This is a genomic window from Streptomyces venezuelae, from assembly GCF_008642335.1.
Classification (GTDB): Bacteria; Actinomycetota; Actinomycetes; order Streptomycetales; family Streptomycetaceae; genus Streptomyces; species Streptomyces venezuelae_F.
Genome location: NZ_CP029191.1, coordinates 6,818,668 through 6,841,612 on the forward strand (window position 1 = coordinate 6,818,668; position 22,945 = coordinate 6,841,612).

Consider the following 22,945-nt stretch of genomic DNA (forward strand, 5'->3'; position numbering starts at 1 on the left):
GGTCAAGGCACCAGCAGCACCTTCCCGGTTCCGGGGCCACCACCCCCGACCAGGGCAACCGCCTCCCCGAACCGCTCCAGCGGAAACTCGTGGGTAATCAGAGCCGCCGGGTCGATCAACCCCAGGCCGAAGGCCCGAGTCGCGTCCACCCACGCCGAGGACGACGCACCGAAAACGGACCGCACCTCCAGCTGACTCAGCGACAGATGCACCGGATCGATCCCCACGGCACCCGCCGTGAACATCCCCGTGAGCACGACCCGCCCGCCCCTGCGGGCGAGCAGGCAGGACGACGCGGCCGTGGTCGCCGCCCCCGCCGTCTCGACGACGAGATCGAAGGAGCCGTACGCCGACTCGGCCTCGTCGGGCGTCAGGGCGAGGGAACCGCCGAAGCCCAGCGCCAGCGCCCCACGTGCCTCGCGAGGATCGACGACGGCCAGCACGGCCGGGCTGCCCGCCGCGAGCCACTGCACGGCGAGCAGCCCGAGCGTGCCCGCGCCGACCACGGCGATGCGCTCCCCGGGCCGCGCCCGCCCCGCCCGTACCGCCGCCGCGATCACGGCGGACGGTTCGAGCAGGGCGGCGGCCCGCAGATCCGCGTCGTCGCGCAGCGGATGCAGCAGCCGCGCGGGCACCACGACGTGGTCGGCGAAGGCGCCGGGTTCCGTGAAACCGGTCTCCGCGTAGCCGCCCGTGCACAGGCTCGTCTCACCGCACCGGCACCGCGTGCACACGCCGCACGCCCGGAAGCCCTCGGCGACGGTCTTGCGGCCGACGAGCGCGGGGTCGGCGCCGGGGCCGACGGCCACCACGGTGCCGGACCACTCGTGGCCCGGGATCACCGGGTAGCGGACGAACGCGGCGTCGCGGTGTCCGTCGTACAACTCGCGGTCGCTCATGCAGATCCCGGCGGCGGCGACCTCGACGAGGACCTCGCCGGGGCCCGGCTCGGGGCGCGGACCCGTGGTGAGGCGGTGGGCGCCGGGGCGGTCGACGACGATCGCGCGGGACGTCATGCGTCGGCCCCGCCGGGCGCCCGCTTCTCCCAGCCCTCGGCCCACAGGTCGAACCGCGCCTGCTGCTGCGGGAACTCGGCGGCCGCGTCGACGTCCAGCTCGACGCCGAGTCCCGGTTCGTGCGACAGCTCGAAGCAGCCGGTCTCCGGGTCGACCCGCGGGGCGCCCTTGACGACCTTCTTGATGTCGGCGTCCGCGAAGTCGTTGAAGTGTTCCAGGATCTTGAAGTTCGGGGTGGAGAAGCCGACTTGGAGCGATGCGGCGGTCAGTACCGGGCCGCCGACGTTGTGCGGGGCGACCAGCATGTAGTGCGTCTCGGCCGTGGCGGCGAGCTTGCGGGTCTCCCAGATGCCGCCGATGTGGCCGACGTCGGGCTGGAGGATGTCGGCGGCCTGGCTCTCGAACAGCTCCCGGAACTCGATCCGGTCGTGGATGCGCTCGCCGGTCGCGACGGGCATGTCGACCTTCGCGGCGACCTTCTCCAGGGCCTTCAGGTTCTCCGGCGGCACCGGCTCCTCCAGCCACGCGGGCCGGAACGGCGCGAGGTCGCGGGCGAGCCGGATCGCCGTGGCGGGCGAGAACCGGCCGTGCATCTCCAGCATCAGCTCGGCGTCGGGCCCGATCGCGTCGCGCACGGCCTCGATCAACGACACGGCGTACAGGCTCTGTTCGTGGTCCAGTTCGTAGTGTCCCGTCCCGAACGGGTCGATCTTCAGGGCGCGGTAGCCGCGCTCCATGACGCCCCGGGCGGCCTTGTGGTACGCCTCCGGGGTGCGCTCGGTGGTGTACCAGCCGTTCGCGTACGCCTTGACGCGGTCGGTGACCTTGCCGCCGAGCAGCTGCCACACCGGGACGCCGAGGGCCTTGCCCTTGATGTCCCAGCACGCCATCTCGACGACGGCGATGCCCGACATCACGATCTCGCCGGCCCGGCCGTAGTCGCCGTACTTCATCCGGCGCACGAGATCCTCGACCGCGAACGGGTCGGACCCCTCGATGTGGTTGGCCGCCGCCTCGCGGAGGTAGCCGATGAGCGCGTCGGTGTGCCCGAGCATGCGGGTCTCCCCGACACCGGTCAGGCCCTCGTCGGTGTGGACCTGGACGTAGGTCAGATTCCGCCACGGCGTGCCGACCACATGCGTGCTGATTCCCGTGATGCGCAAGGCAGTTGCCCCTCGACTTGTTCGGTATTTCGTCACACGTTCGAAATGTTGGCGTGACGGTATTCACGGGGGCCTGAAGGTGTCAATGGGTCGCGCACAACCGCCGGGCAGGCCCGGAAACGACCATTGCGCCGCGAACAGCGCCGTGCCTAACCTGTGTTCGTCATACCGATCAGCGACCGAAGTTTCGGACGCTCAGGGTGGGAGGCCGAACTCATGGGACGACTGGTGCCCGCGGTGACCAGGTCGCTGGACATACTCGAACTGTTCCTGGAGGGCGACGGCACGTTCTCGGCGCCCGAGGTCACCCGCAGGCTGCAGCTGCCGCGCACCACCGTGCACGAGCTCCTGACCACCTTGGCGGCCCGCTCGTACCTCGTCCAGATCCCGGACCAGCCGGGACGCTACCGCCTCGGCGTGCGCACCTACCAGCTCGGCAGCCGGTACGCCGAACAGCTCGACCTCGCCGCCGAGGGCAGGCAGGTGGCCCAGCAGGTCGCCGAGACCTGCGACGAGACCGTCCACGTCGCCATCCTGGAGGACACGGACGTCATCTACATCGCCAAGGTCGACTCCACGCACGCCGTGCGCATGGTCTCCGCGACCGGCCGCCGCCTCCCGGCGCACTGCACCTCCGTCGGCAAGATGCTGCTCGCCTCCCTCCCACAGGACGAGCTCGAAAGCCGCGTCCGGGGAAGGGAGTTCACCGCCATGACCCCCGACAGCATCACCGACCCGGACGAGCTCCTCGCCGCCCTCGCCGCCGTCCGCGAGCGGGGCGTCGCGGTCGAGCACCGGGAGTCCAACCCGGACGTCAGCTGCGTGGCCGCGCCGGTGCGCGACAGCGCGGGACAGGTCGTCGCGGCCCTCTCCATCTCCGTGCCGATGATCCGCTGGTCCGAGGAGCGCGAGCACGAGCTGGCCGACCTGGCCGCCAAGGGCGCGGACGACCTGTCGGCCAGGCTCGGCCACCGGGGCGCGCGGTGAGCCGCGTGTTCGACGTGGCGGTCCGCGCGGAGGCGTCGCTCGGCGAGGGCCCCACCTGGGACGCGGCGACCGGCCGCCTCATCTGGGTCGACATCCTCGGCTCCCGCGTCCACACGTATGCCCCCGGCGACGGCCGCCGCACGGTCATGGCCACCGAACAGCACATCGGCGCGGCCAAGCCCCGCGCGGGCGGCGGCCTGGTCGTCAACCTCCGCGACGGCATCGGCCTCTACGGCCCGGGCGGCGCACCCTTCACCTGGCTGGTGCGCGACCCCGTGCCGGGCCGGCGCGGGAACGACGCGGCCGTCGCTCCCGACGGCGCCCTCTGGGCGGGCACGATGCGCTACGACGAGGCGCCCGGCGGCGGCAGCCTGCGGCGCGTCGCCCCCGACGGCACCGTCACCGAAGCGGCCGCCGACGTCGCCGTCAGCAACGGCACGGGCTGGAGCCCCGACGGGCGGCTCATGTACTACGTGGACAGCCCGACGCGACGCGTCGACGTACTGGACTTCGACGGTCAACGTGCCGTGAACCGCAGGCCGTTCGCGCACGTCGAGGAGGGGGCGGGCTTCCCCGACGGGCTCACCGTCGACGCCGAAGGCTGCGTCTGGGTGGCGCTCTGGGACGGCGCGGCGGTCCGCCGCTACACGCCCGACGGCCGCCTGGACCGTACCGTCGAGCTCCCCGTGCGCCGCCCCACGGCCTGCGCCTTCGGCGGCCGGGACCTGCGCGACCTGTACATCACGACGGCCCGCACCGGCCTCGACCGCCCGCACCCCCTCTCGGGTTCGCTGCTCGTCGTGCCGGATGCGGGCCGGGGCCTGCCGAGTACCCCCTTCGCGGGCTGACCTCAGTCCTTCAGCTCTCTGAGGTACGTGCCGAACTTCTCCAGACCGTCGATGTTGCGCGGCCCGCTGATGCCCTCGTTGTAGTCGAGGACGAAGAAGTTGTTCTTCTTGACGGCGGGCAGCTCCTTCGTGTGCGGGGACTTCTTCAGGAACTCGATCTTCTTCTTCGCGGGCTGGTCGCCGTAGTCGAAGATGATGACGACTTCGGGTTCGGCCTTGGTCACGGCCTCCCAGTTGACCTGCGTCCAGCGCTCGTCGAGGCCGTCGAAGATGTTCCTGCCGCCCGCGCTCTTGATGATGTCGTTCGGCGGCACCTGGCTGCCGGCCGTGAACGGCTGGTCGGTGCCGGAGTCGTAGAGGAAGACGGGGACCCGCTCGCCGTCCTCGGCCTTGGGGGCCTTCGCCTCCACGGCCGCCACGCGCTTCTTCAGGTCGCCGACGACGCGGTCCGCCTTCTCCTCGACCCTGAAGATCTTCCCCAAGCGCTCCAGGTCGCTGTAGAGCGCCTTGAACGGGGTGACCTTCTGCGGGTGGCCGGGGTAGTTGAAGCAGCTCTCCGTGTGCATGAAGCTCTGGATGCCGAGCTTGTCCAGGATCTTCGGGGTGATGCCGCGCTGGTCGCTGAACCCGGAGTTCCAGCCCGCGACCACGAAGTCGGACTTCGCCTCGACGACCAGCTCCTTGTTGAGCAGATCGTCGCTGAGCATCTTCACCTTGGCGTACTCCGACGCCCAGGGCGACTCGCTGACCGGCGGGTTGGCGGGCGGCATCACATAGCCGTGGACGTGCTCGGTCAGGCCGAGGCTGAACAGTTTGTCGGCGCTCCCGCCCTCGTACGCGACCGCACGCCGGGGGACCTTGTAGGGGACGGGCTCGCCGCAGCGCTCGACGACGGTCTTCTTCTCGGCGGCCCCGGCGTCGTCGGACGCGTCGAGGTCGGCGCCGCAGCCGCTCAGGGCCAGTGCGGCCGTCAGCGCGGAGGCCAGGGAGAGGGATCTGGTGTGACGCATGAGGTGGGGATGCCTTTCAGACGGAACATCTCAGAGGGAGGGGTGAAGCGCGTACAGAAGTTGGGGGTCGCCCGTCAGCGGGTGGGGGACGACCGTCGCCTTCACCCCGAACACGTCGGCCATCAGCGATTCGGTGAGCACGTCCGCCGGGCTCCCCGACGTCACGAGGCGTCCCTGCGCGAGCACCCCGATCCGGTCGCAGGCCGCGGCCGCGAGGTTGAGGTCGTGCAGGACGACGAGGACGGTGGGCCCGGCACCGCGCAGATGCGACAGGACCTCGATCTGATGGCGTACGTCGAGGTGGTTGGTCGGCTCGTCGAGGACGAGGACATGCGGTTCCTGGACGAGGGCACGGGCCAGCAGCACGCGCTGACGCTCACCGCCCGACAGGGTGAGGACACCGCGTTTGGCGAGGTGACCGACGTCGAGCCGCTCCATCGCCTCGGCGCACAGCTTCCGTTCGCGGGCGGTGAGCGCCTGGTTGCCGCGCTGGTGCGGGGCGCGGCCGAGCGCGACGACCTCCTCGACCGTGAAGTCCAGGTCGACGGCGCCGTCCTGTGTCATGGCGGCGACGAGCTGCGCGCCGCGCCGCATCGTGAGCCGGGACAGGTCGTCGCCGCCCACCAGGACGGCGCCCGAGGTCGGCCGCAGCGCCCGGTACACGCAGCGCAGCGCCGTCGACTTCCCGCTGCCGTTCGGCCCGACCAGGCCGACGATTTCGCCGGACCCCACGTCGAGGGAGAGGTCGTGCACGAGGCGGTTGCCGTCGATGGCCACGGAGAGCCCGTCGATCCGCAGCTCCATCTCAACGACCCCCGAACGTATAGCCCTTGCGGCGCATCAGGCCGATGAACACCGGCACCCCGACGAGCGCCGTGATGACACCGAGCGGCAGCTCGCGCGGAGCGACCGCGGCCCGCGACAGCAGATCCACCCAGACCATGAAGACCGCCCCGGCCAGTGGCGCGACGGCGAGCACCCGGGCGTGGGTCGCGCCGACCACCATCCGCACCAGGTGCGGCATGACGAGCCCCACGAAGCTGATGGCGCCGCTGACGGCCACCATCACGCCGGTGATCAGGGAGACGACGACGAGCAGCGACGTGCGGTGCCGGTCGGGACTGACGCCCAGGCTGGACGCCGTCTCGTCGCCGAGCGCCAGGACGTCGAGCGCCCTGCTGTACCGGTACAGCACGCCGAGGCCGAGGAGGACGGCCGCCGCGACGACGGGCAGCGCGCCCCAGCTCGCGGCCCCGAAGCTGCCCATGGTCCAGTACAGGACCATCGACGTCGCCTCGCTGTCCGGCGCGAAGTAGATGATCACGCTCATCACGGCCTGGAACCCGAGGGACATCGCCACGCCCGTCAGGACGAGCCGCAGCGGTGAGAGCGCGCCGCCGCTGGAGGAGGCGACGTACACGAGGAACGAGGCGACGAGCGCGCCGACGAACGCCCCCGCCGACACGGCGTACACGCCGAGCGCGGCGAGCCCCCCGGTGACCGTCACGCCGACCGCGCCGACCGACGCGCCCGAGGAGACCCCGAGCACGAAGGGGTCGGCGAGCGCGTTGCGCACCATCGCCTGGATGGCCACGCCGACGGCGCTCAGCCCGGCGCCCACCAGGGCGGCGAGGAGCACGCGGGGCGTACGGATCTGCCAGATGATCTGGTACGTCGTCGTCTCGTCGGCGTCGACGCGGCCACCGGTGAGGGCGGCCCACAGGAGGCGGGCGGTGTCGGCGGGCGACACCGCGGCGGCGCCCAGGCCGATGGCCACGACGACGGAGGCCAGCAGGAGGACGAACAGGGCGAGGCAGGTGAGGACGAGGACCTTGGGGGAGGCGAGTCGTTCTCGCAGGCCGGTGGGGGAGGGGGTGCCGGGGCGGCCCGCGGTGGGGCCGCCGAGGTCGGCGGTGTGGGTGCTCACGGCGTGCTCTCCTCGCCCTCGTCCGCCCGGTTCGCCCGCAGCACCAGGACCACCGCCCCCAGCGCCGCCACGACCAGCGCGCCGAAGACCGCCGCCGTGCCGGGGTAGCCCGCGAGGCCGAGGCCCGCGCCGCCGAGCGCCGCGCCGGCGAACACGCCGAGGCTCTGGCCCGCCGCGTTGAGGCTCAGCGCCGACCCGCGCAGCGCCGTCCCGCAGCGCCGCACGATGAGGCTGACGACGCACGCGGCGACGACGGCGTGGCTCGCCGCGTGCAGCGCGGTCAGCGCGAGGGCGAGCGGCAGCCAGTGCGTGAAGTAGAAGCCCACGACCGAGACGAGTGCGGCGACGAGTCCCGCGGCGAGCATGCGCTCCGTGCCGAAGCGCGGCTCGGCGGAGTTGGTGAGCCGCCCGGTGAGGAGGTTGCTGACGAAGAACGACGCGCCGCTCAGCGTCCACACGAACGCGAAGAGCCCGGCGTCGAGGCCGAACCGCTCTTCGTAGAAGGCCGCGAGGTACGCCAGGTAGCCCATGAACACCGCGGTGCGCAGGAACCCGATCAGCAGCACCGGCACCACGCCGCGCACGGCGGCAAGCGCACGGAACGAGGCGAGGTAGCCGAGGCGCGGCCCGTCCGCGACGGTGTCGCCGTCCGGTCCTGTGCGCCGCTTGCCCCGCGCCACGAAGACGGCGGCGAGCAGCAGCGCGACCGCGGTCACTCCGAGCAGGTCGCCCTGCCAGCCCCAGAGCAGCGCGGGCAGCGCGATGACCGGCGCGGCGAGCATGGCGGTCATCGAGGTGGTGGCCGTGACGAGGGTGGCGGCGCGCCCGGCCGCCTTGCCGCTGCCGAAGCGGTCGGCGGCCGCGGCGGTGAGCGCCGGGTTCAGGACGGCGGTACTGGCGCCGACGAGTAGGCAGAACGCGGCGAGCAGGAGGAAGTCCCCGCTCGCGCCGAGCGCGGCCGACGCGCCGAGTACGACGAGTGCGCCCGCCGCCGCCCACTCCCTGGGCACCCGGTCGATGACCGGGGCGAGCGCGGTGCCGACCAGCAGGGCGGCGAGCCCGCCGAGCCCGCGCAGACCGCCCATCGCCGCGACGCTGCTGCCTGCCTCGTCGGCGATCGGCACGAGGTAGGTGCTGAAGACGGTGAAGGGCAGCAGGCCGACGGCCGAGGCGAGCAGGACGGGCCAGAGCGTGCGCGCCATGCGCAGATCGCCCGGCAGCACGTCCTTGGTGGCGTCGACGCTCACGCTGCCGCTCCGTCCGACGCGAGGGCGGCGCGGTAGCGGTACATGGGGGTGGCGTCGGCGCTGAACTGGGAGAACGTGAACGGTTCGGCGTTCAGGGCGGTGACGCCCGCACCGAGGAAGGCGCGGGCGACGGCGCTGCCGCTCTGCGCGTAGACGACCAGCGGCACGCCGTGTTCGACGCAGTGCCGCAGGATCAGGTCGAACGTGCCGTTGCTGAGCGTCATGCCGGTGGCGACCACGGCGTCGGCCTGCGCGAGCACCTCCGTCATGTCGTCGGAGACGGGATCGCCCCACGCCGTGGCGCGCAGGTTGAGGTCGCAGGGCAGGCAGACGCCGCCCCGTTCGCGTATCGCCGCGACGAGCGGGTTGACCACGCCGATCAGTGCGACCCGCGCGCCGGGTGCGATGTCGAGGAGCCCGGCGATGGCGGCGTCGCGGGCCTCGGCGCGCTCCTCGGGAGTGCCGGTCGGCAGCATGACGCGCTCGGCGTCGTCGGCGTCGCGGTGCGGGCGGACCCGGGCGAAATAGGCGTCGAGCGCGGCGGTCCGCACGGGCGCCGCCTCGTCGCGCAGGAGCTTGTCGAGGGAGTGACCCGAGGCGTTCTCGCAGAAGCCCGGGGCGAGTTCGCCCGCCTCGAAGGAGCAGGCGCCGAAGGCGTCGCCGACGCGGAGCAGCAGGTAGTGGTTGTGGTATGTGACGTCGCCGCCGGCGAGCCGCGTCGTGTTGTAGAGCCAGAACGCGCTGGTGACGGTGAGGTCGGCCGGGTCGGGGCCGTGGGCGCCCGCGAGGACGGCGTCGGTGAGGTCGGCGACGGTCTGGGGTGGGGTGTGCGGCATGTGTGTTCCTAGGAAGTGTCAGGGGAGGGGGGGCTCTGGCGGTGGTTCAGGAGGGGGTGGCGGGGGGCCAGGCCGTGGTGGACCAGGGGTGCTTGAGCTCGTCGAGCGTGGTGATCTCGTGGGGCTTCAACGTGTCGATGTCCAGGGCTTGTTCGTGCCGGGCGTAGGCGCTCTCGACGTAGCGGTGGCCGGTGTCGGCCGCGATGAAGACGTACGTGCGCGTGGCGTCCCTGCGCCGCTCCCACAGGGCGGTGAGGTAGGCGGCGCCGGCCGAGAGCCCGGCGAAGACGCCGCTGGTGCGCAGCAGGGAGACGGCGCCCGACACGGCGCTGTCGAAGTTCACCCAGTGCACGCGGTCGTACAGCTCGTGCCGGACGTTGCGGAACGCGATGGCGCTGCCGATCCCCGCGATGATCATGTCGGGGTCCGCGACGTGCTCGGAGCCGAAGGTGACGCTGCCGAAGGGCTGTACGCCGACGAGCGACACGTCGCGCCCGGCCTCGCGCAGATAGGTGGCGAGGGCACCCGTGGAGGCGCCCGAGCCCACGCCGCCGACCAGCGCGAGCGGTCCGGCCGGCAGGTCCTCGTCCAGCTCGGTGGCGACGTCCCGGTAGCCGAGGTAGTGGATGTCGTCGTGGTACTGCCGCATCCAGTGGTACGAGGGGTTGTCCGCCAGGATCTCGGCGATGCGCCGCACCCTCAACTCCTGGTCGAGGCGCAGGTTCTGGGAGGGGGCGACCTGCTCCAGCGTGGCGCCGAGTATCTCCAGCTGCACGCGGGTCGACCGGTCGACGGTGGTGGAGCCGACGATGTGGCACTTCATGCCGTACCGGTGGCAGGCGAGTGCGAGGGCCTGGGCGTAGATGCCGCTGGAGCTGTCGACGAGGGTGTCGCCGGGGCGGACGGTGCCCGAGTCGAGGAGGTGCCGTACGGCGCCGAGGGCCGAGTAGATCTTCATGGTCTCGAAGCGGAGGCAGGCCAGATCCGGTGCGAGGGATATGAGGTCGGGTTTCTTCACCGCTTCGGCGATGTGTGCGTGCATGACGGAATTCCCCCGTAGGGACGTGGAGCGAGAGGGCAGGGCGGAGTGGGCCCCGGAACGCCGAGAGCATCACACTAGATGAAAATGATTGTCAAGAGCGGCTAAGGTGGGCACACTGGTCCGCGCGGAGCGCCGTGCCGTGCGCGCCGCCCTGTCGAGAGGAGTCGCGTGAAGCTGTTCCAGGAGGCCGCGATACGGTCTCGTCCGCCGCGCCGGGGCGCACCCGCGACCGGGGTCGGCACCGCCTTCGGCACCTTCGGCGAGCTGCTGCAGGGGGTGTTGCCCGAGGAGGGCGGCGACTTCCTCGTGACGCTGCCCGTCGCCCGCTGGACGATGGCCACGTTCCGGCGGGGGTCCGCGTCGGGAGAGATCGAGGTCCGGCCGGAGCGCAAGACCAAGGCGCTCCAACTGGCGCGCATGATCGCCGACTTGGTGCCCGCCGGGTCGTCAGGGTGGCCGCCCGGCGGCGTGCTCACGCTCAGCAGCGTCATTCCGGAGGGCAAGGGTCTCGCCAGCTCCTCCGCCGACCTCGTCGCCACGGCGCGAGCGGTCGGCCGGGCCCTCGGCGTCCCCATGCCGCCCGCCAGGATCGAACGGCTCCTGGCCCGTATCGAACCCACCGACGGTGTCCTGTATCCGGCGATCGTCGCCTACCACCACCGCAGCGTCCGGCTCCGCGCCGTCCTCGGCTCGCTGCCCGCCATGGCGGTCGTCGGCATCGACGAGGGCGGCTCGGTGGACACGGTGGACTTCAACCGCATCCCCAAACCGTTCACGACCGCCGACCGGCACACCTACGCGGGCCTGCTCGAACGGCTCACCGTCGCGGTACGCGGCCAGGACCTCGCGGAGGTGGGGCGCGTCGCCACGCGCAGCGCCCTGATGAACCAGACCCTGCGCCACAAGGCGTCGTTGGAACCGATGCTGGACATCTGCCGCGAGGTCGGCGGCCTCGGCGTGGCGGTCGGGCACAGCGGTACGACGTCGGGGATCCTGCTCGACGCCACGGACCCCGCGTACACGCGCCGCGTGACGGCGGCGGCACAGGCGTGCGCGGAGCTGACGCGCGGCGGGTCGGGCGGGGAGCCCGGCAAGGGGCCGTCCGGCGGCGCGGGCGGGGTGTCGGTCTACCGGACCCTGAGCTTCGGCACGGCGCCGACGCGACCCGCCCTTCCCGAGCTGTCCGCCCTGGGGGAGGTCCCGTGACCGGGGGCGGGGCGGAGGTGATACGCAGGACACGGCAGCGCGCCGCCGTCCTCGAAATCCTAGGCAACCGCGCCGAGTCCGCTCGATGCTCCGCTCAACTGTGCACGCCCAGGCCCGACATGCCCGGCGCCAGCTCGGGGCGCAACACGAGGTCATCGTCGTAGGCGCCGCCGTTCTCCTCGTGGAAGGGCAGCGGCTCCGTGGTGGGGAGGGCGCGCAGCCGCTCACGGAGCCGCGCCACCCCGCGCGCGTACCCCGCGTCCGTGAGCCGGTCGGCGCCGAACACGACGAACGGCGGCAGCGCGGCCATCCCCGTGTACCAGAACGTGCCGTGCAGCAGCGGGAACAGCACCTGGTCCAGCTGGCCGTGGATCCCGCGCGGCCCGAAGCCGGACTCGCGGGCGCCGACCGACGTGACGACGAGGGCGCGCTTGCCCGCGAGGCCCCCGTCGCCGTACCGCAGGGTCCGTCCGTCGGGCCCCTTGATGCCGAAGCCGAAGCCCTGCACGAGCACCCGGTCGAACCACCCCTTGAGGATCGCCGGCGGCCCGAACCACCAGAGCGGGAACTGGAAGACGAGCGTGTCCGCCCAGGCGATCTTCTCCTGCTCGCGGCGCACGTCCTCGCTCAACGTCCGGTCGTTGTACGCGCGTTCTTGCTCGGGTCCCACGAAGAGCCGCCGGTCGAGCGGCGCGTCCCCGAAGTCGTCGGCGTCCACCACGGCCTTCCAGCCCATGCCGTACAGATCCGACGTCCGGTGCTCGTGCCCGAGCGCGTCCAGCGTGCGCAGCCCCTCCGTCATGAGGGACCCGCCCAGCGAGCGCCGGTCGGGATGTGCGAATACCCAGAGAATCTTCATGCGTCGATCCTGTGCCGTTGTGCGGGGCGCCGACGAGTGGCCGGAATGACACGGCCCGCAAGGATCTGGCCAAGATACGGACGAGTGGCGACCGCACGGGAACTCGGAACCCGTCGCATCCGACTCCTGGAGCGGTGCGGACCGACCGGTCCGCACCGTCGCGCGCGATCCGGGAGCGGTGATGGCTGAGGACAGACGGCGGAGATTCGTGCCGCCGCCCGCACTCTGCGGCTTTCTGTTGCTGTTGGTGCTGATCTTCACCGCGTCGTACGCCGTGGGCAGGGCGGCGGGACCGGTCGCACCGGGCATGCACGACTCGCAGACGGGGTCCGGGGCCGACACGCGGCCCGGCAGCGGTGACGACTCCGGCGGCGGTGGCATGGGCGGCATGCACGGCGGAGGCCACTGATGGGCGTCGAAGCGGCGGACGCCGCCGTGACCACCGACCTGACCGTCGGCGGCATGACCTGCGCGGCCTGCGTGAGACGGGTCGAGAAGCGGCTCGGCAGGCTGGACGGGGTGACCGCGACGGTGAACCTCGCGACCGGCCGCGCCCGCGTGAGCCACCCGCCGTCCGTCACCCCGGCCGACCTCGTCACCACCGTCGAGCAGGCCGGATACACGGCGGAACTGCCGGAGCCGCCACGGCGGGAGCAGGAGCAGGAGGAGGGGCGGCGAGGAGAACAGCCGGCGCAAGAAGACCAGCAGCGGCAGCAGCTGCTGGTCACCGCCCTGCTCGCCGCCCCCGTGCTCGTCCTCTCCATGGCCCCCGCCCTCCAGTTCCGCAACTGGCAGTGGCTGTGCTTCGCACTCGCCGCGCCGGTCGCCACGTGGGGCGCGTGGCCGTTCCACCTGCGCGCGCTGCGCGGCCTCCGGCACGCGACGGCGACCATGGACACGCTGGTCTCGCTGGGCGTCGCGGCGTCCTTCGGCTGGTCGGCGTACGCACTCTTCCTCGGCGGCGCGGGCGACCCCGGCATGACGATGCCGTTCACTCTGCTGCCGTCCGCCGACGACGGCGTCGCGCACGTCTATCTGGAGGCGGCCGTCGGTGTGCCGCTGTTCGTCCTCGCCGGACGGTTCCTGGAGGCGCGGGCCCGGCATGGCACCGGGCAGGCGCTGCGGTCGCTCGCGGCGCTCACGGTCAAGGACGTCGCCGTACGGGACGAGTCGGGAGCCGAACAGGTCGTCCCCGTCGCGCGGCTGCGCGTCGGCCAGGTCTTCGTCGTGCGGCCCGGTGAGCGGGCCGCGACCGACGGTGTCGTGGTCGAGGGCAGCTCCGCCGTCGATCTGTCGCTGGTCACCGGGGAGAGCGAACCCGTCGAGGTGGGGCCCGGATCCGGCCTGACCGGCGGCGCCGTCAACGCGGGCGGGCTGCTCCTCGTCCGCGCCACAGCCGTCGGCGCGGACACGCAACTGGCCCGCATCGCACGCATGGTGGCGGACGCACAGGCGGGCAAGGCGAAGGCGCAGCGGCTCGCGGACGAGGTGGCGGGCGTGTTCGTGCCCGTCGTGCTCTCGCTCGCCGCCACGGTGCTCGGTTTCTGGCTCGGCGCCGGAGCCGACCCGCAGGCCGCCGTCACCGCCTGCGTGGCCGTACTCGTCGTCGCCTGCCCGTGCGCCCTGGGCCTGGCCACCCCCACGGCCCTGATGGCCGCGACCGGCCGGGGCGCCCAGCTCGGGGTCCTGGTCACCGGGCCGCAGGCCCTCGAAGCGCTGAAGCACGTCGACACCGTCGTCCTCGACAAGACCGGCACCCTGACCTCCGGACACATGAGCGTCACCGCATTCACGGCGGCGCCCGACGGCATCGGCGCTGAGGCGGCGCTGCGGCTCGCCGGAGCCGTCGAGCAGGGCTCGGAACACCCGCTGGGCCGCGCGATCACCGCGTACGCGACGAAGTCCGCGCCCCAGGAACAGCTGCCCACGGTCCGCGACTTCACCGCCGAGGCCGGGCGGGGCGTCCGGGGCGAGGTCGACGGGCACATCGTCGAAGTCCGCACCCCCGACGACGCGTTGGAGGAGCCGCTCGCGCGTGCGCTGGCGGCGGCCGAGGAGGCCGCGCACACCGCGGTCCTGGTCCTGGTGGACGGCAGGCCCGAGGCGCTCGTCGCCGTCGGAGACCTGGTGCGGCCCGGCAGCTACCGTGCCGTGGACCGGCTGCGCCGCCTCGGCGTACGCCCCGTCCTCGCCACCGGCGACCGCGAGGCCACGGCCCGCGCCGTCGCCGGGGGGCTCGGCATCGACGAGGTGCACGCCCGCTGCACCCCCGAGGGAAAGGCCGCCCTCGTCCAGGAGTTGAGGGAGCAGGGTCGGCGCGTCGCGGTCATCGGCGACGGCGTGAACGACGCCGCGGCGCTCGCGGGCGCCGACCTCGGCATCGCCATGGGCGGCGGCACCGACGTGGCGATCGGGGCCGCCGACGTGACGCTGGTCCGCGGTGACATCGAAGCCGTCGCGGACGCGGTCCGCCTCGCCCGCCGCACCCTGCGCACCATCCGCGTCAACCTCCTGTGGGCCTTCGGCTACAACGCCGTCACGGTGCCCCTCGCCGCGGTGGGCCTGCTCAACCCGATGGTCGCCGCCGCTGCGATGTCCGCGAGCTCCCTCCTGGTGGTCGGCAACAGCCTGCGCCTGCGCACCTGGCGCCCGGCCCGCGGCCCGGCCCCGCGCCCGCACCGCGACCGTCGACTGAGCCGTGGAGGCCACCGATGAGCGACACACATCCCTGGCGGCCCACCCGCCGCCGCATACGCGAGGGCCTCGGCGGCGCCCTCGAACCCGTCGCCGCGTGCGCCGTCGCCCTCGGGCTGCTCACCGTGTGGACCGGCACCGGAGCCGCGGGCAGCCCGGCGCGTGTCGAGGTCGCCGACGGGACGGTCTTCCTGCCCTACGGCAACACGCGCGAGAGCGCCGCGTTCTTCCGGATCACCAACTCCGGCGGCTCCGACGACCGGTTGACCTCCGTGACGTCGCCCGCGCTCGACGACGTGATGCTCGGCCGGTACGCGCCCACGGGACGCGGCGCGGCCGGCATGCGCATGGTGGAGTCCGCCGCCGTCCCGGCCGGCGAGGGCCTCACCATGTCGCCGTACGGCCTGGACGTCATGGTGCGCCTCCGCGAGCCGCTGGTTCTCGGCGAACGGATCCCGTTCGTCCTGACCTTCCGCGAGGGCGGGACCGTCAGAGCCGAAGCGGTGGTGATCCGCCCCTCCTACGGAAGCGAGGTACGGCCCCGCTGAGCGGGGCCCGACCCGCTTTCCGACACCCCTTCACCGTGTTGCCCGGCGTGGTTGCGAAACTGGGGTCGGCAGCTGATGTGAGTGTGAGCTGTCCGGTCACCGGTCTCGGGGGAGTGGGAGAGCGTATGAAGATCCTGATCAGCGCCGACATGGAGGGCGCCACCGGCGTGACCTGGCCGGCCGACGTGCTGCCCGGCACCCCGCAGTGGGAGCGGTGCCGGGCGATGTTCACCTCGGACGTCAACGCCGCCGTGCTCGGGTTCTTCGACGGCGGCGCCGACTCGGTGCTCGTCAACGAGGCGCACTGGACCATGCGCAACCTGCTCCTGGAGCAGTTGGACGACCGGGTGGAGATGCTCACCGGGCGCCACAAGTCGCTCTCCATGGTGGAGGGCGTGCAGCACGACGACGTCGACGGCATCGCGTTCATCGGCTACCACGCGGGCGCCGGCATGGAGGGCGTCCTCGCGCACACCTACCTCGCCAACCAGATCACCGGCGTGTGGGTCAACGGCGTCCGGGCCAGCGAGGGGCTGCTCAACTCGCACGTCGTCGCCGAGTACGGCGTCCCCGTCGTGCTCGTCACCGGTGACGACCTGGCCTGCGAGGACGCCCTCGGCTACGCGCCAGGCGCGCTGAAGGTCGCCGTCAAGGACCACGTCTCGCGGTACGCCGCGGTCTGCCGCACCCCGGCCCGCACCGCCGCGGACATCCGCGCCGCCGCGAAGGAGGCCGCCTCGCTGGCCGTGCGCCACGAGCCGGTGCACGGCGGCCCTTTCACCGTGGAGGTCGAGTTCGACGCCGAGCACCTCTCCATGGCGGCGACCGTCGTGCCGGGTGTGCGCCGTACGGGGGAGCGCAAGGTCGCGTACGACAGCGAGACGATGTACGAGGGGATCCGTACCTTCAAGGCGGTTACGACGATCGCCTCTGCCGCCGTGGAGGAGCAGTATGGCTAGCCAGCAGGGACAGGACTCGGGGCACGAGCCCGGCGACCACGTGGACGCGCGGGCGCTCGACGAGGTCGTGACGTTCACCTCCGAACTCATCCGCATCGACACCACCAACCGGGGCGGCGGCGACTGCCGCGAGCGGCCCGCCGCCGAGTACGCGGCCGAGCGCCTCGCCGAAGCCGGCCTGCAGCCCACCCTCCTGGAGCGCACCCCGGGCCGCACCAACGTCGTCGCCCGCATCGAGGGCACGGATCCGGGCGCCGACGCGCTGCTCGTCCACGGGCACCTCGACGTCGTGCCCGCCGAGGCCGCCGACTGGAGCGTGGACCCGTTCTCCGGCGAGATCCGCGACGGCGTCGTCTGGGGCCGCGGGGCCATCGACATGAAGAACATGGACGCGATGATCCTGTCCGTGGTCCGGCAGTGGGCCCGCGAGGGGGTGCGGCCCCGGCGCGACCTCGTGATCGCCTTCACCGCCGACGAGGAGGCCAGCGCCGAGGACGGTTCGGGCTTCCTCACCGACCGACACGCCGCGCTCTTCGAGGGCTGCACGGAAGGCATCAGCGAGTCCGGGGCCTTCACCTTCCACGACGGCCGCGGCAACCGGATCTACCCCATCGCGGCGGGGGAGCGCGGCACCGGCTGGCTCAAGCTCACCGCGCGCGGCAAGGCGGGCCACGGCTCGAAGGTCAACCACGCCAACGCGGTCAGCAGGCTGGCCGGCGCCATCGCCCGCATCGGCGAGCACCGCTGGCCGGTCCGGCTCACCCCGACCGTGCGCGCCTCCCTCGTCGAGCTGGCCGCGCTCTACGGCCTGGAGACCGACCCCGACGCGCCCGGCTACGACGTGGACGCCTTCATGGAGAAGCTCGGCCCGACCGCCGACCTCGTCGCCCCGACCGTCCGCAACAGCGCGAATCCGACGATGCTGCAGTCGGGTTACAAGGTCAATGTGATCCCTGGGGAAGCGGTGGCGTACGTGGACGGCCGCTTTCTGCCGGGCGGCGAGGAAGAGTTCCGACGAACGCTTGACCGGCTCACGGGGCCTGACGTCGACTGGGAGTTCCACCACCGCGAGGTGGCGCTGCAGGCGCCGGTCGACTCGCCGACGTACGCGCGCATGCGGGCGGCCGTCGAGGAGTTCGCGCCGGAGGGCCACGTCGTGCCGTACTGCATGTCGGGCGGCACGGACGCCAAGCAGTTCTCGCGTCTTGGCATCACCGGCTACGGCTTCTCGCCGCTGAGGACACCGGAGGGCTTCGACTACCAGGCGCTCTTCCACGGAGTCGACGAGTGCGTCCCGGTCGACGCGCTGCACTTCGGCGTCCGAGTCCTCGACCGCTTTCTGCGTACGGCCTAGCAACAATGGGGGAAGAGAAGGACATGATGCAGACCCTGGCGTACGGATCATGGCCGTCGCCGATCGACGCCGAGCTCGCCGCGACCCACGACGGCGCTCCCGGGTTCGTGGGCTTCGTCGGCGCCGAGACCTGGTGGACCGCGCCGCGCCCCACCGAGGCGGGCCGGCGCGCGCTGGTGCGGCGCCTGCCCGACGGCGAGGAGCGGACGGTGCTGCCCGCGCCGTGGAACGTGCGCAGCCGCGTCGTCGAGTACGGCGGCCGTCCCTGGGCCGGGGCCGAGCGCCCCGAGGGTCCGCTCGTGGTCTTCGTCGACTTCGCCGACCAGCGCCTGTACGCGTACGAGCCCGACGCCCCCGGCGCCGTACCGAGACCCCTGACCCCGGTCTCCGGCATCGGCGGCGGTCTGCGCTGGGTCGACCCCGTCCTGCGGCAGGACCGGGGCGAGGTCTGGTGCGTCCTCGAGGAGTTCACCGGCGAGGCGCCGACCGACGTGCGCCGCGTCATCGCCGCGGTGCCGCTCGACGGAACGGCGGCGGACGACCGGAACGCCGTGCGTGAACTGTCCGACGGCAGGCACCGGTTCGTCACCGGTCCCCGCCTGTCGCCCGACGGCTCCCACGTGGCCTGGATCGGCTGGGACCACCCGCGCATGCCGTGGGACGGCACGGAGCTGACGCTCGCCGAGGTGCGCGCCGACGGCACCTTCGGCGCGGCCCGCACGGTCGCGGGCGGCCCCGAGGAGTCGGTCGCGCAGGTCGACTGGGCCCACGACGGGCGGCTGCTGTTCTCCAGCGACCGCACCGGCTGGTGGAACCTGTACCGGGCCGATCCGCTCGAGAACGACGGGGTTCAGCCGCTCTGCCCGCGTGAGGAGGAGTTCGCGGGCCCGCTGTGGCAGGTCGGCTGGAACTGGTTCGCGCCGCTGGAGAGCGGACTGATCGCCGTCGTGCACGGCAAGGGCGCCACCGCCCTCGGCATACTCGACCCCGAGACGGGCGAGGTCGTCGACGCCGCGGGCCCCTGGACCGAGTGGGCCTCGACGGTCGCCGCGCACGGTTCCCGCGTCACCGGCGTCGCCGCGAGCCCCCGCAGCGCGTACGAGGTCGTGGAGCTGGACACCTGCACCGGCCGTGCCCGCGTCGTCGGCGCCGCCCACGACGACCCGGTGGACCCCGCGTACTACCCGGAACCGCACATCCGCACCTTCTACGGCCCCGCCGGACGCGAGATCCACGCGCACATCTACCCGCCCCACCACCCCGGCCACGTCGCGCCCGACGACGAACTGCCGCCCTACGTGGTGTGGGCACACGGCGGCCCCACCGGCCGCGCACCCCTCGTGCTCGACCTGGCCATCGCCTACTTCACCTCGCGCGGCATCGGCGTCGCCGAGGTCAACTACAGCGGCTCCACCGGCTACGGGCGCGCCTACCGCGACCGGCTGCGCGAACAGTGGGGCATCGCCGACGTCGACGACTGCGCCGCCGTCGCCCTCGCCCTCGCCGACGAGGGCACCGCCGACCGCGCCCGCCTCGCCGTCCGCGGCGGCAGCGCGGGCGGCTGGACCGCGGCCGCCTCCCTGACCTGCACGGACGTCTACGCCTGCGGGACCATCAGCTATCCGGTGCTCGACCTCGCCGCGTTCGCGTCGGGGGAGACCCATGACCTGGAATCCGAGTACCTGCAATCCCTCGTCGGGCCGCTCGACGCGGTGCCCGGACGGTACGCGGAACGCTCGCCGGCCCGCCACGCCGAGCTGATCACCGCGCCGTTCCTGCTGCTCCAGGGCCTCGACGACGTCATCTGCCCGCCCGCACAGGCCGAGCGGTTCCTCGCCAGGATCGAGGGGCGCGGCGTCCCGCACGCCTACATCGCCTTCGAGGGCGAGGGGCACGGATTCCGCCGCGCCGACACGATGGTCCGCGCCCTTGAGGCCGAACTCTCCCTGTACGCCCAGGTGTTCAGGATCGACCTCGCGGGAAGCGTCCCCACCCTGGAGCTCGCCAAGTGAGATCGCTCGTACGGCCCCCGCGCCTCACCCCCGGCGCGCGGGTCGCCGTCGTCGCGCCGAGCGGCCCCGTCCCCGACGACCGCCTCGAAGCGGGCCTGGACATCCTGCGCGGCTGGGACCTGGAACCCGTGGTCGCGTCCCATGTCCGCGACCGCCACCCGGAGTTCGGCTACCTCGGGGGTGCGGACGCCGACCGCGCCCGCGACCTGGAACGGGCGTGGTGCGACCCGTCCGTGGCCGCCGTGTTCTGCGCCCGCGGCGGATACGGCGTCCAGCGCATGGTGGACCTCGTCGACTGGCGGGCCATGCGGGACGCGACGCGGACCGCCGGACCCAAGGTGTTCCTCGGCTACAGCGACATCACCGCCCTCCACGAAGCGTTCGCCACCCGCCTCGGCATCGCCACCCTGCACGGCCCGATGACCGCCACCGTCGACTTCCTCAAGAACGCGCGGGCGCAGGAACATCTGCGGACCACGCTCTTCACGCCCGAGGAGACCCGCGTCATCCGGGCCGGATCCCCGCACGCGGCGGCCCTCGTCGGCGGCCGCGCCCGCGGCGTCACGCTCGGCGGCTGCGTGTCGCTGCTCGCCGCCGACCTCGGCACGCCGACGGCGCGGACCTCCGCCCGCGGCGGCCTGCTCTGCATCGAGGACATCGGCGAGGAGGCGTACCGCATGGACCGGATCCTCACCCAACTCCTGCGCGCCCGCTGGGTCGACGGAGTGGCCGGGATCGTGCTCGGCTCGTGGGAGGAGTGCGGGGACCGCGACGAGCTGCGGGCGCTCTTCGCGGACCGGCTCGGTGGGCTCGGCGTACCGGTGGCGGAGGAGTTCGGGTTCGGGCACTGCGACGGGGCACTGACGGTGCCGTTCGGGGTGGCGGGCGAACTCGACGCGGACGCGGGGACGCTGACGCTGGACGAGCCGGCGCTCGTCTGACCGTCCTCCTTTGGAGGGGTGGAGAAAAAACATGGCACAGCCGTTGACCCCGACATGACACGTGTCACAGCATGACTCCGGCCGGTACTTACCGGTCGGTAGTCCCGGTCGTCGGCCGTCCTCAGCGTGGAGGTCCCCCTTGTCCCGTCGCCGTGCCCTGACCCTCGCCACCGCGGCGGCACTCGCCGCGCCGCTCGCCCTCGCCGCACCCGCCCCGGCGGGCGCGACGGGGCAGTACACCGTCACCGCCCTGAAGTTCACCGTCCAGGCGGGCGGCCGGAACTGCACCATCGACGCGGACCTGTACCGGCCCGCCGGGGTGGACGCCGCACACCCCGCGCCGGCCGTCGTCACCACGAACGGGTTCGGCGGCAGCAAGTCCGACGGGACCGCCGCGACCGGCAAGGCCTTCGCCGAGCGCGGCTACGTCTCGCTCGTCTACTCGGGCCTCGGCTTCGGCAAGTCCGGGTGCCTGATCTCCCTGGACGACCCGGAGATCGACGGCAGGGCGGCCTCAGGGCTCATCGACTTCCTCGGCGGCAAGCGGGCCGCCGACGACGGGACCACGGCCGACTACGTCACCGCCGACGCCGCGGGCGACCCACGCGTCGGCATGATCGGCGGATCGTACGGCGGCGCCGTCCAGCTGGCGACCGCCGCCGTGGACCACCGCGTCGACGCCCTCGTCCCGATGATCACCTGGAACGACCTGGCGTACTCCCTCGACCCGAACAACGCGGCCGACCGCAGCGTCCCCGGCGCCGCCAAGTGGCAGTGGATGAACGGCTTCTACCTCATCGGGGAGGGCCAGCCCCTGCTCGTCCCCAACCTCGACCCGTCCCGCATCAACCGTCTGGGCTGCCTGCACTTCGTCACCAAGGCCTGCGACACCATCCGCACCCTCAACTCCGGCCGCTACCCGGCCGACAGGACCGAGGCCCTCCAGAAGTTCGCGCGCGGCGTCTCCCCGGTCTCCTACCTCGACAAGGTCAAGGCACCGACGCTCCTCGTCCAGGGGCAGGCCGACAGCCTCTTCAACCTCAACGAGGCCGAGGCGACGTTCAAGGCGCTGCGGAAGCAGGGCACCACCGCCAAGATGATCTGGCAGTCCTGGGGCCACAGCGGCGGCACGACCGACCCGGCGTCCGGCGAACTCGACCTCGAAGCGGGCAACCTGGAGACGTCGTACGTCGGCAAGCGCATCCTCGCCTGGTTCGACCGCTACCTCCACCACAAGAAGGGCACCGACACCGGGCCCGCCTTCGCCTACTACCGCGACTGGATCGGCGACCCGGACAGCACCTACGCGACCGCGTCCGACGTCCCCGCGCGCAACCGCACCCTCTACCTGTCCGGCGACGGCAAGCTCGTCGACAACCGGAAGAAGGTGACCCGCGGCAGCCGCGAGTACCGCAACTGGCTCATCCCCACGAGCCACTCCGAATCGTCGCTCGCCGGGATGATCGGGCTGCCCGACCCGGCGCCGCACGACACCAGGGGCACCTACCTCGACTGGACCACCGAACCCCTCACCGACGCGGTGGACGTCGTCGGCGCCCCCGAGGCGACCCTCAAGGTGGTCTCGCCGAGGACCGAACGCGTGCAGCACTCCGGCGACGCCGCCGACAAGCTCGTCCTCTTCGCCAAGCTGTACGACGTCGCGCCCGACGGCAAGGAGACCCTCGTCCACCGCCTCGTCTCCCCGGTGCGCGTCCCCGACGTCACGAAGCCCTTCACGGTGGCGCTGCCCGGCATCGTCCACCGCTACGAGAAAGGCCACCGGTTGCAGTTCGTCGTGGCGGCGAGCGACGGCGCGTACGGCGGCAACCGGGGCGTCAAGCCCGTCACCGTGACCAGCGCGCCCGATGACACCGGCGCCCTGAAGCTGCCGGTGGTGCGCCGGTAACGCGCCGGGCGTCACCCGTACGGCCCACCGACCCACCCCGGAGGCACCTCCACCGCGCGCTCCGCTCCCCGGCTGCCCATGCTGGGGAGCGGGGGAGGCCGGCGTACTCCGACGGAAGGGTCCACAGCATGAGCCCCAACACCTCCACGGGCGGTTCCCAGGGCGGCGGTCCGGGCGGCGGGCTGATGACACCCGGCAGGGTGGCCGTCGCCGCGGTCGTCGTCCTCACCCTCGTCTTCATCTTCGAGAACACCCGCAGCACCAAGATCCGTCTGCTCATCCCCGAGGTGACCCTCCCGCTCTGGATGGCCCTGCTCGCCACGGGCCTCATCGGCGCCCTGTGCGGTGCGTACTTCATGCGCAGGCGGCGGTAGCACGCGGCTCGCGGAT

At 72.7% G+C, this 22,945-nt stretch carries 21 protein-coding genes; 12 read left to right on the forward strand and 9 right to left on the reverse strand.

The genetic code is table 11. The annotated features are described in order from the left end of the window. Positions 1 to 2: 2 nt before the first annotated feature. Positions 3 to 1,016 (reverse strand): zinc-dependent alcohol dehydrogenase, encoded by a 1,014-nt coding sequence (locus DEJ49_RS30515; protein ID WP_150187086.1) that lies wholly within the window; start codon positions 1,014 to 1,016, stop codon positions 3 to 5. Next, the gene (locus DEJ49_RS30520) at positions 1,013 to 2,179 is read right to left on the reverse strand and encodes a mandelate racemase/muconate lactonizing enzyme family protein (RefSeq protein ID WP_150187087.1); all 1,167 of its coding nucleotides are present in this window, start codon (positions 2,177 to 2,179) and stop codon (positions 1,013 to 1,015) included. Before DEJ49_RS30520 ends, DEJ49_RS30515 begins: the two co-directional genes overlap by 4 nt. Positions 2,180 to 2,395: 216 nt before the next feature. On the opposite strand from DEJ49_RS30520, the gene DEJ49_RS30525 reads away from it, so the two are divergent. Further along, complete coding sequence (locus tag DEJ49_RS30525; protein ID WP_150187088.1) at positions 2,396 to 3,166, forward strand: IclR family transcriptional regulator; 771 nt, start codon at positions 2,396 to 2,398, stop codon at positions 3,164 to 3,166. Beyond that, entirely contained in the window at positions 3,163 to 4,014 is an 852-nt protein-coding gene (locus DEJ49_RS30530) for an SMP-30/gluconolactonase/LRE family protein (RefSeq protein ID WP_150187089.1), read from the forward strand. Before DEJ49_RS30525 ends, DEJ49_RS30530 begins: the two co-directional genes overlap by 4 nt. 2 nt (positions 4,015 to 4,016) lie before the next feature. On the opposite strand, the gene DEJ49_RS30535 is transcribed toward DEJ49_RS30530, so the two are convergent. From DEJ49_RS30535 to DEJ49_RS30560, 6 genes are all read right to left on the reverse strand, one after another. Next, on the reverse strand, positions 4,017 to 5,024 hold the full coding sequence (locus DEJ49_RS30535; RefSeq protein ID WP_150187090.1) for an ABC transporter substrate-binding protein: 1,008 nt from the start codon (positions 5,022 to 5,024) through the stop codon (positions 4,017 to 4,019). 30 nt (positions 5,025 to 5,054) lie between these two features. Continuing rightward, a complete protein-coding gene (locus DEJ49_RS30540; protein WP_150187091.1) occupies positions 5,055 to 5,828 on the reverse strand; it encodes an ABC transporter ATP-binding protein in 774 nt (257 codons plus the stop codon). 1 nt (position 5,829) lies between these two features. After that, positions 5,830 to 6,882: an iron ABC transporter permease gene (locus tag DEJ49_RS30545; protein WP_190329668.1), complete on the reverse strand. Its 1,053-nt coding sequence runs from the start codon at positions 6,880 to 6,882 to the stop codon at positions 5,830 to 5,832. A gap of 65 nt (positions 6,883 to 6,947) precedes the next feature. Beyond that, positions 6,948 to 8,198: an MFS transporter gene (locus tag DEJ49_RS30550; protein WP_223833048.1), complete on the reverse strand. Its 1,251-nt coding sequence runs from the start codon at positions 8,196 to 8,198 to the stop codon at positions 6,948 to 6,950. Further along, entirely contained in the window at positions 8,195 to 9,034 is an 840-nt protein-coding gene (locus DEJ49_RS30555) for a Rossmann-like domain-containing protein (RefSeq protein ID WP_150187092.1), read from the reverse strand. Before DEJ49_RS30555 ends, DEJ49_RS30550 begins: the two co-directional genes overlap by 4 nt. Positions 9,035 to 9,080: 46 nt before the next feature. Further along, positions 9,081 to 10,076, reverse strand: coding sequence for a pyridoxal-phosphate dependent enzyme (locus DEJ49_RS30560; RefSeq protein WP_150187093.1), 996 nt, complete (start codon positions 10,074 to 10,076; stop codon positions 9,081 to 9,083). A 174-nt stretch (positions 10,077 to 10,250) separates the two neighbouring features. Here DEJ49_RS30560 and DEJ49_RS30565 point away from each other — a divergent pair, with 174 nt between their 5' ends. Next, positions 10,251 to 11,282 (forward strand): kinase, encoded by a 1,032-nt coding sequence (locus tag DEJ49_RS30565; protein WP_411757257.1) that lies wholly within the window; start codon positions 10,251 to 10,253, stop codon positions 11,280 to 11,282. A gap of 94 nt (positions 11,283 to 11,376) precedes the next feature. Here DEJ49_RS30565 and DEJ49_RS30570 read toward each other — a convergent pair whose 3' ends face one another. Continuing rightward, entirely contained in the window at positions 11,377 to 12,141 is a 765-nt protein-coding gene (locus DEJ49_RS30570; RefSeq protein ID WP_150187094.1) for an NAD(P)H-dependent oxidoreductase, read from the reverse strand. 181 nt (positions 12,142 to 12,322) lie between these two features. Here DEJ49_RS30570 and DEJ49_RS30575 point away from each other — a divergent pair, with 181 nt between their 5' ends. The 9 genes from DEJ49_RS30575 (at position 12,323) to DEJ49_RS30615 (ending at position 22,929) form a co-directional block, all read left to right on the forward strand. Next, positions 12,323 to 12,550 (forward strand): hypothetical protein, encoded by a 228-nt coding sequence (locus tag DEJ49_RS30575; RefSeq protein ID WP_150187095.1) that lies wholly within the window; start codon positions 12,323 to 12,325, stop codon positions 12,548 to 12,550. Then, positions 12,550 to 14,856 carry a heavy metal translocating P-type ATPase gene (locus DEJ49_RS30580; RefSeq protein WP_150187096.1) on the forward strand — a complete coding sequence of 769 codons (2,307 nt, stop codon included), beginning with the start codon at positions 12,550 to 12,552 and terminating at the stop codon, positions 14,854 to 14,856. Before DEJ49_RS30575 ends, DEJ49_RS30580 begins: the two co-directional genes overlap by 1 nt. Next, positions 14,853 to 15,383 carry a copper chaperone PCu(A)C gene (locus DEJ49_RS30585; protein ID WP_150187097.1) on the forward strand — a complete coding sequence of 177 codons (531 nt, stop codon included), beginning with the start codon at positions 14,853 to 14,855 and terminating at the stop codon, positions 15,381 to 15,383. The genes DEJ49_RS30580 and DEJ49_RS30585 overlap by 4 nt, the downstream gene beginning before the upstream one ends. A 125-nt stretch (positions 15,384 to 15,508) precedes the next feature. Beyond that, positions 15,509 to 16,342: a M55 family metallopeptidase gene (locus tag DEJ49_RS30590; protein WP_150187098.1), complete on the forward strand. Its 834-nt coding sequence runs from the start codon at positions 15,509 to 15,511 to the stop codon at positions 16,340 to 16,342. Beyond that, positions 16,335 to 17,696, forward strand: a complete 1,362-nt coding sequence (locus DEJ49_RS30595; RefSeq protein ID WP_150187099.1) for a M20/M25/M40 family metallo-hydrolase — start codon at positions 16,335 to 16,337, stop codon at positions 17,694 to 17,696. Before DEJ49_RS30590 ends, DEJ49_RS30595 begins: the two co-directional genes overlap by 8 nt. Positions 17,697 to 17,722: 26 nt before the next feature. After that, complete coding sequence (locus tag DEJ49_RS30600) at positions 17,723 to 19,708, forward strand: prolyl oligopeptidase family serine peptidase (protein WP_150188581.1); 1,986 nt, start codon at positions 17,723 to 17,725, stop codon at positions 19,706 to 19,708. Then, the gene (locus tag DEJ49_RS30605) at positions 19,705 to 20,649 is read left to right on the forward strand and encodes an LD-carboxypeptidase (RefSeq protein WP_150187100.1); all 945 of its coding nucleotides are present in this window, start codon (positions 19,705 to 19,707) and stop codon (positions 20,647 to 20,649) included. Before DEJ49_RS30600 ends, DEJ49_RS30605 begins: the two co-directional genes overlap by 4 nt. 139 nt (positions 20,650 to 20,788) lie before the next feature. Further along, entirely contained in the window at positions 20,789 to 22,555 is a 1,767-nt protein-coding gene (locus tag DEJ49_RS30610) for a CocE/NonD family hydrolase (protein WP_150187101.1), read from the forward strand. A gap of 128 nt (positions 22,556 to 22,683) precedes the next feature. Then, entirely contained in the window at positions 22,684 to 22,929 is a 246-nt protein-coding gene (locus tag DEJ49_RS30615; protein WP_150187102.1) for a DUF1049 domain-containing protein, read from the forward strand. Positions 22,930 to 22,945 lie beyond the last annotated feature (16 nt).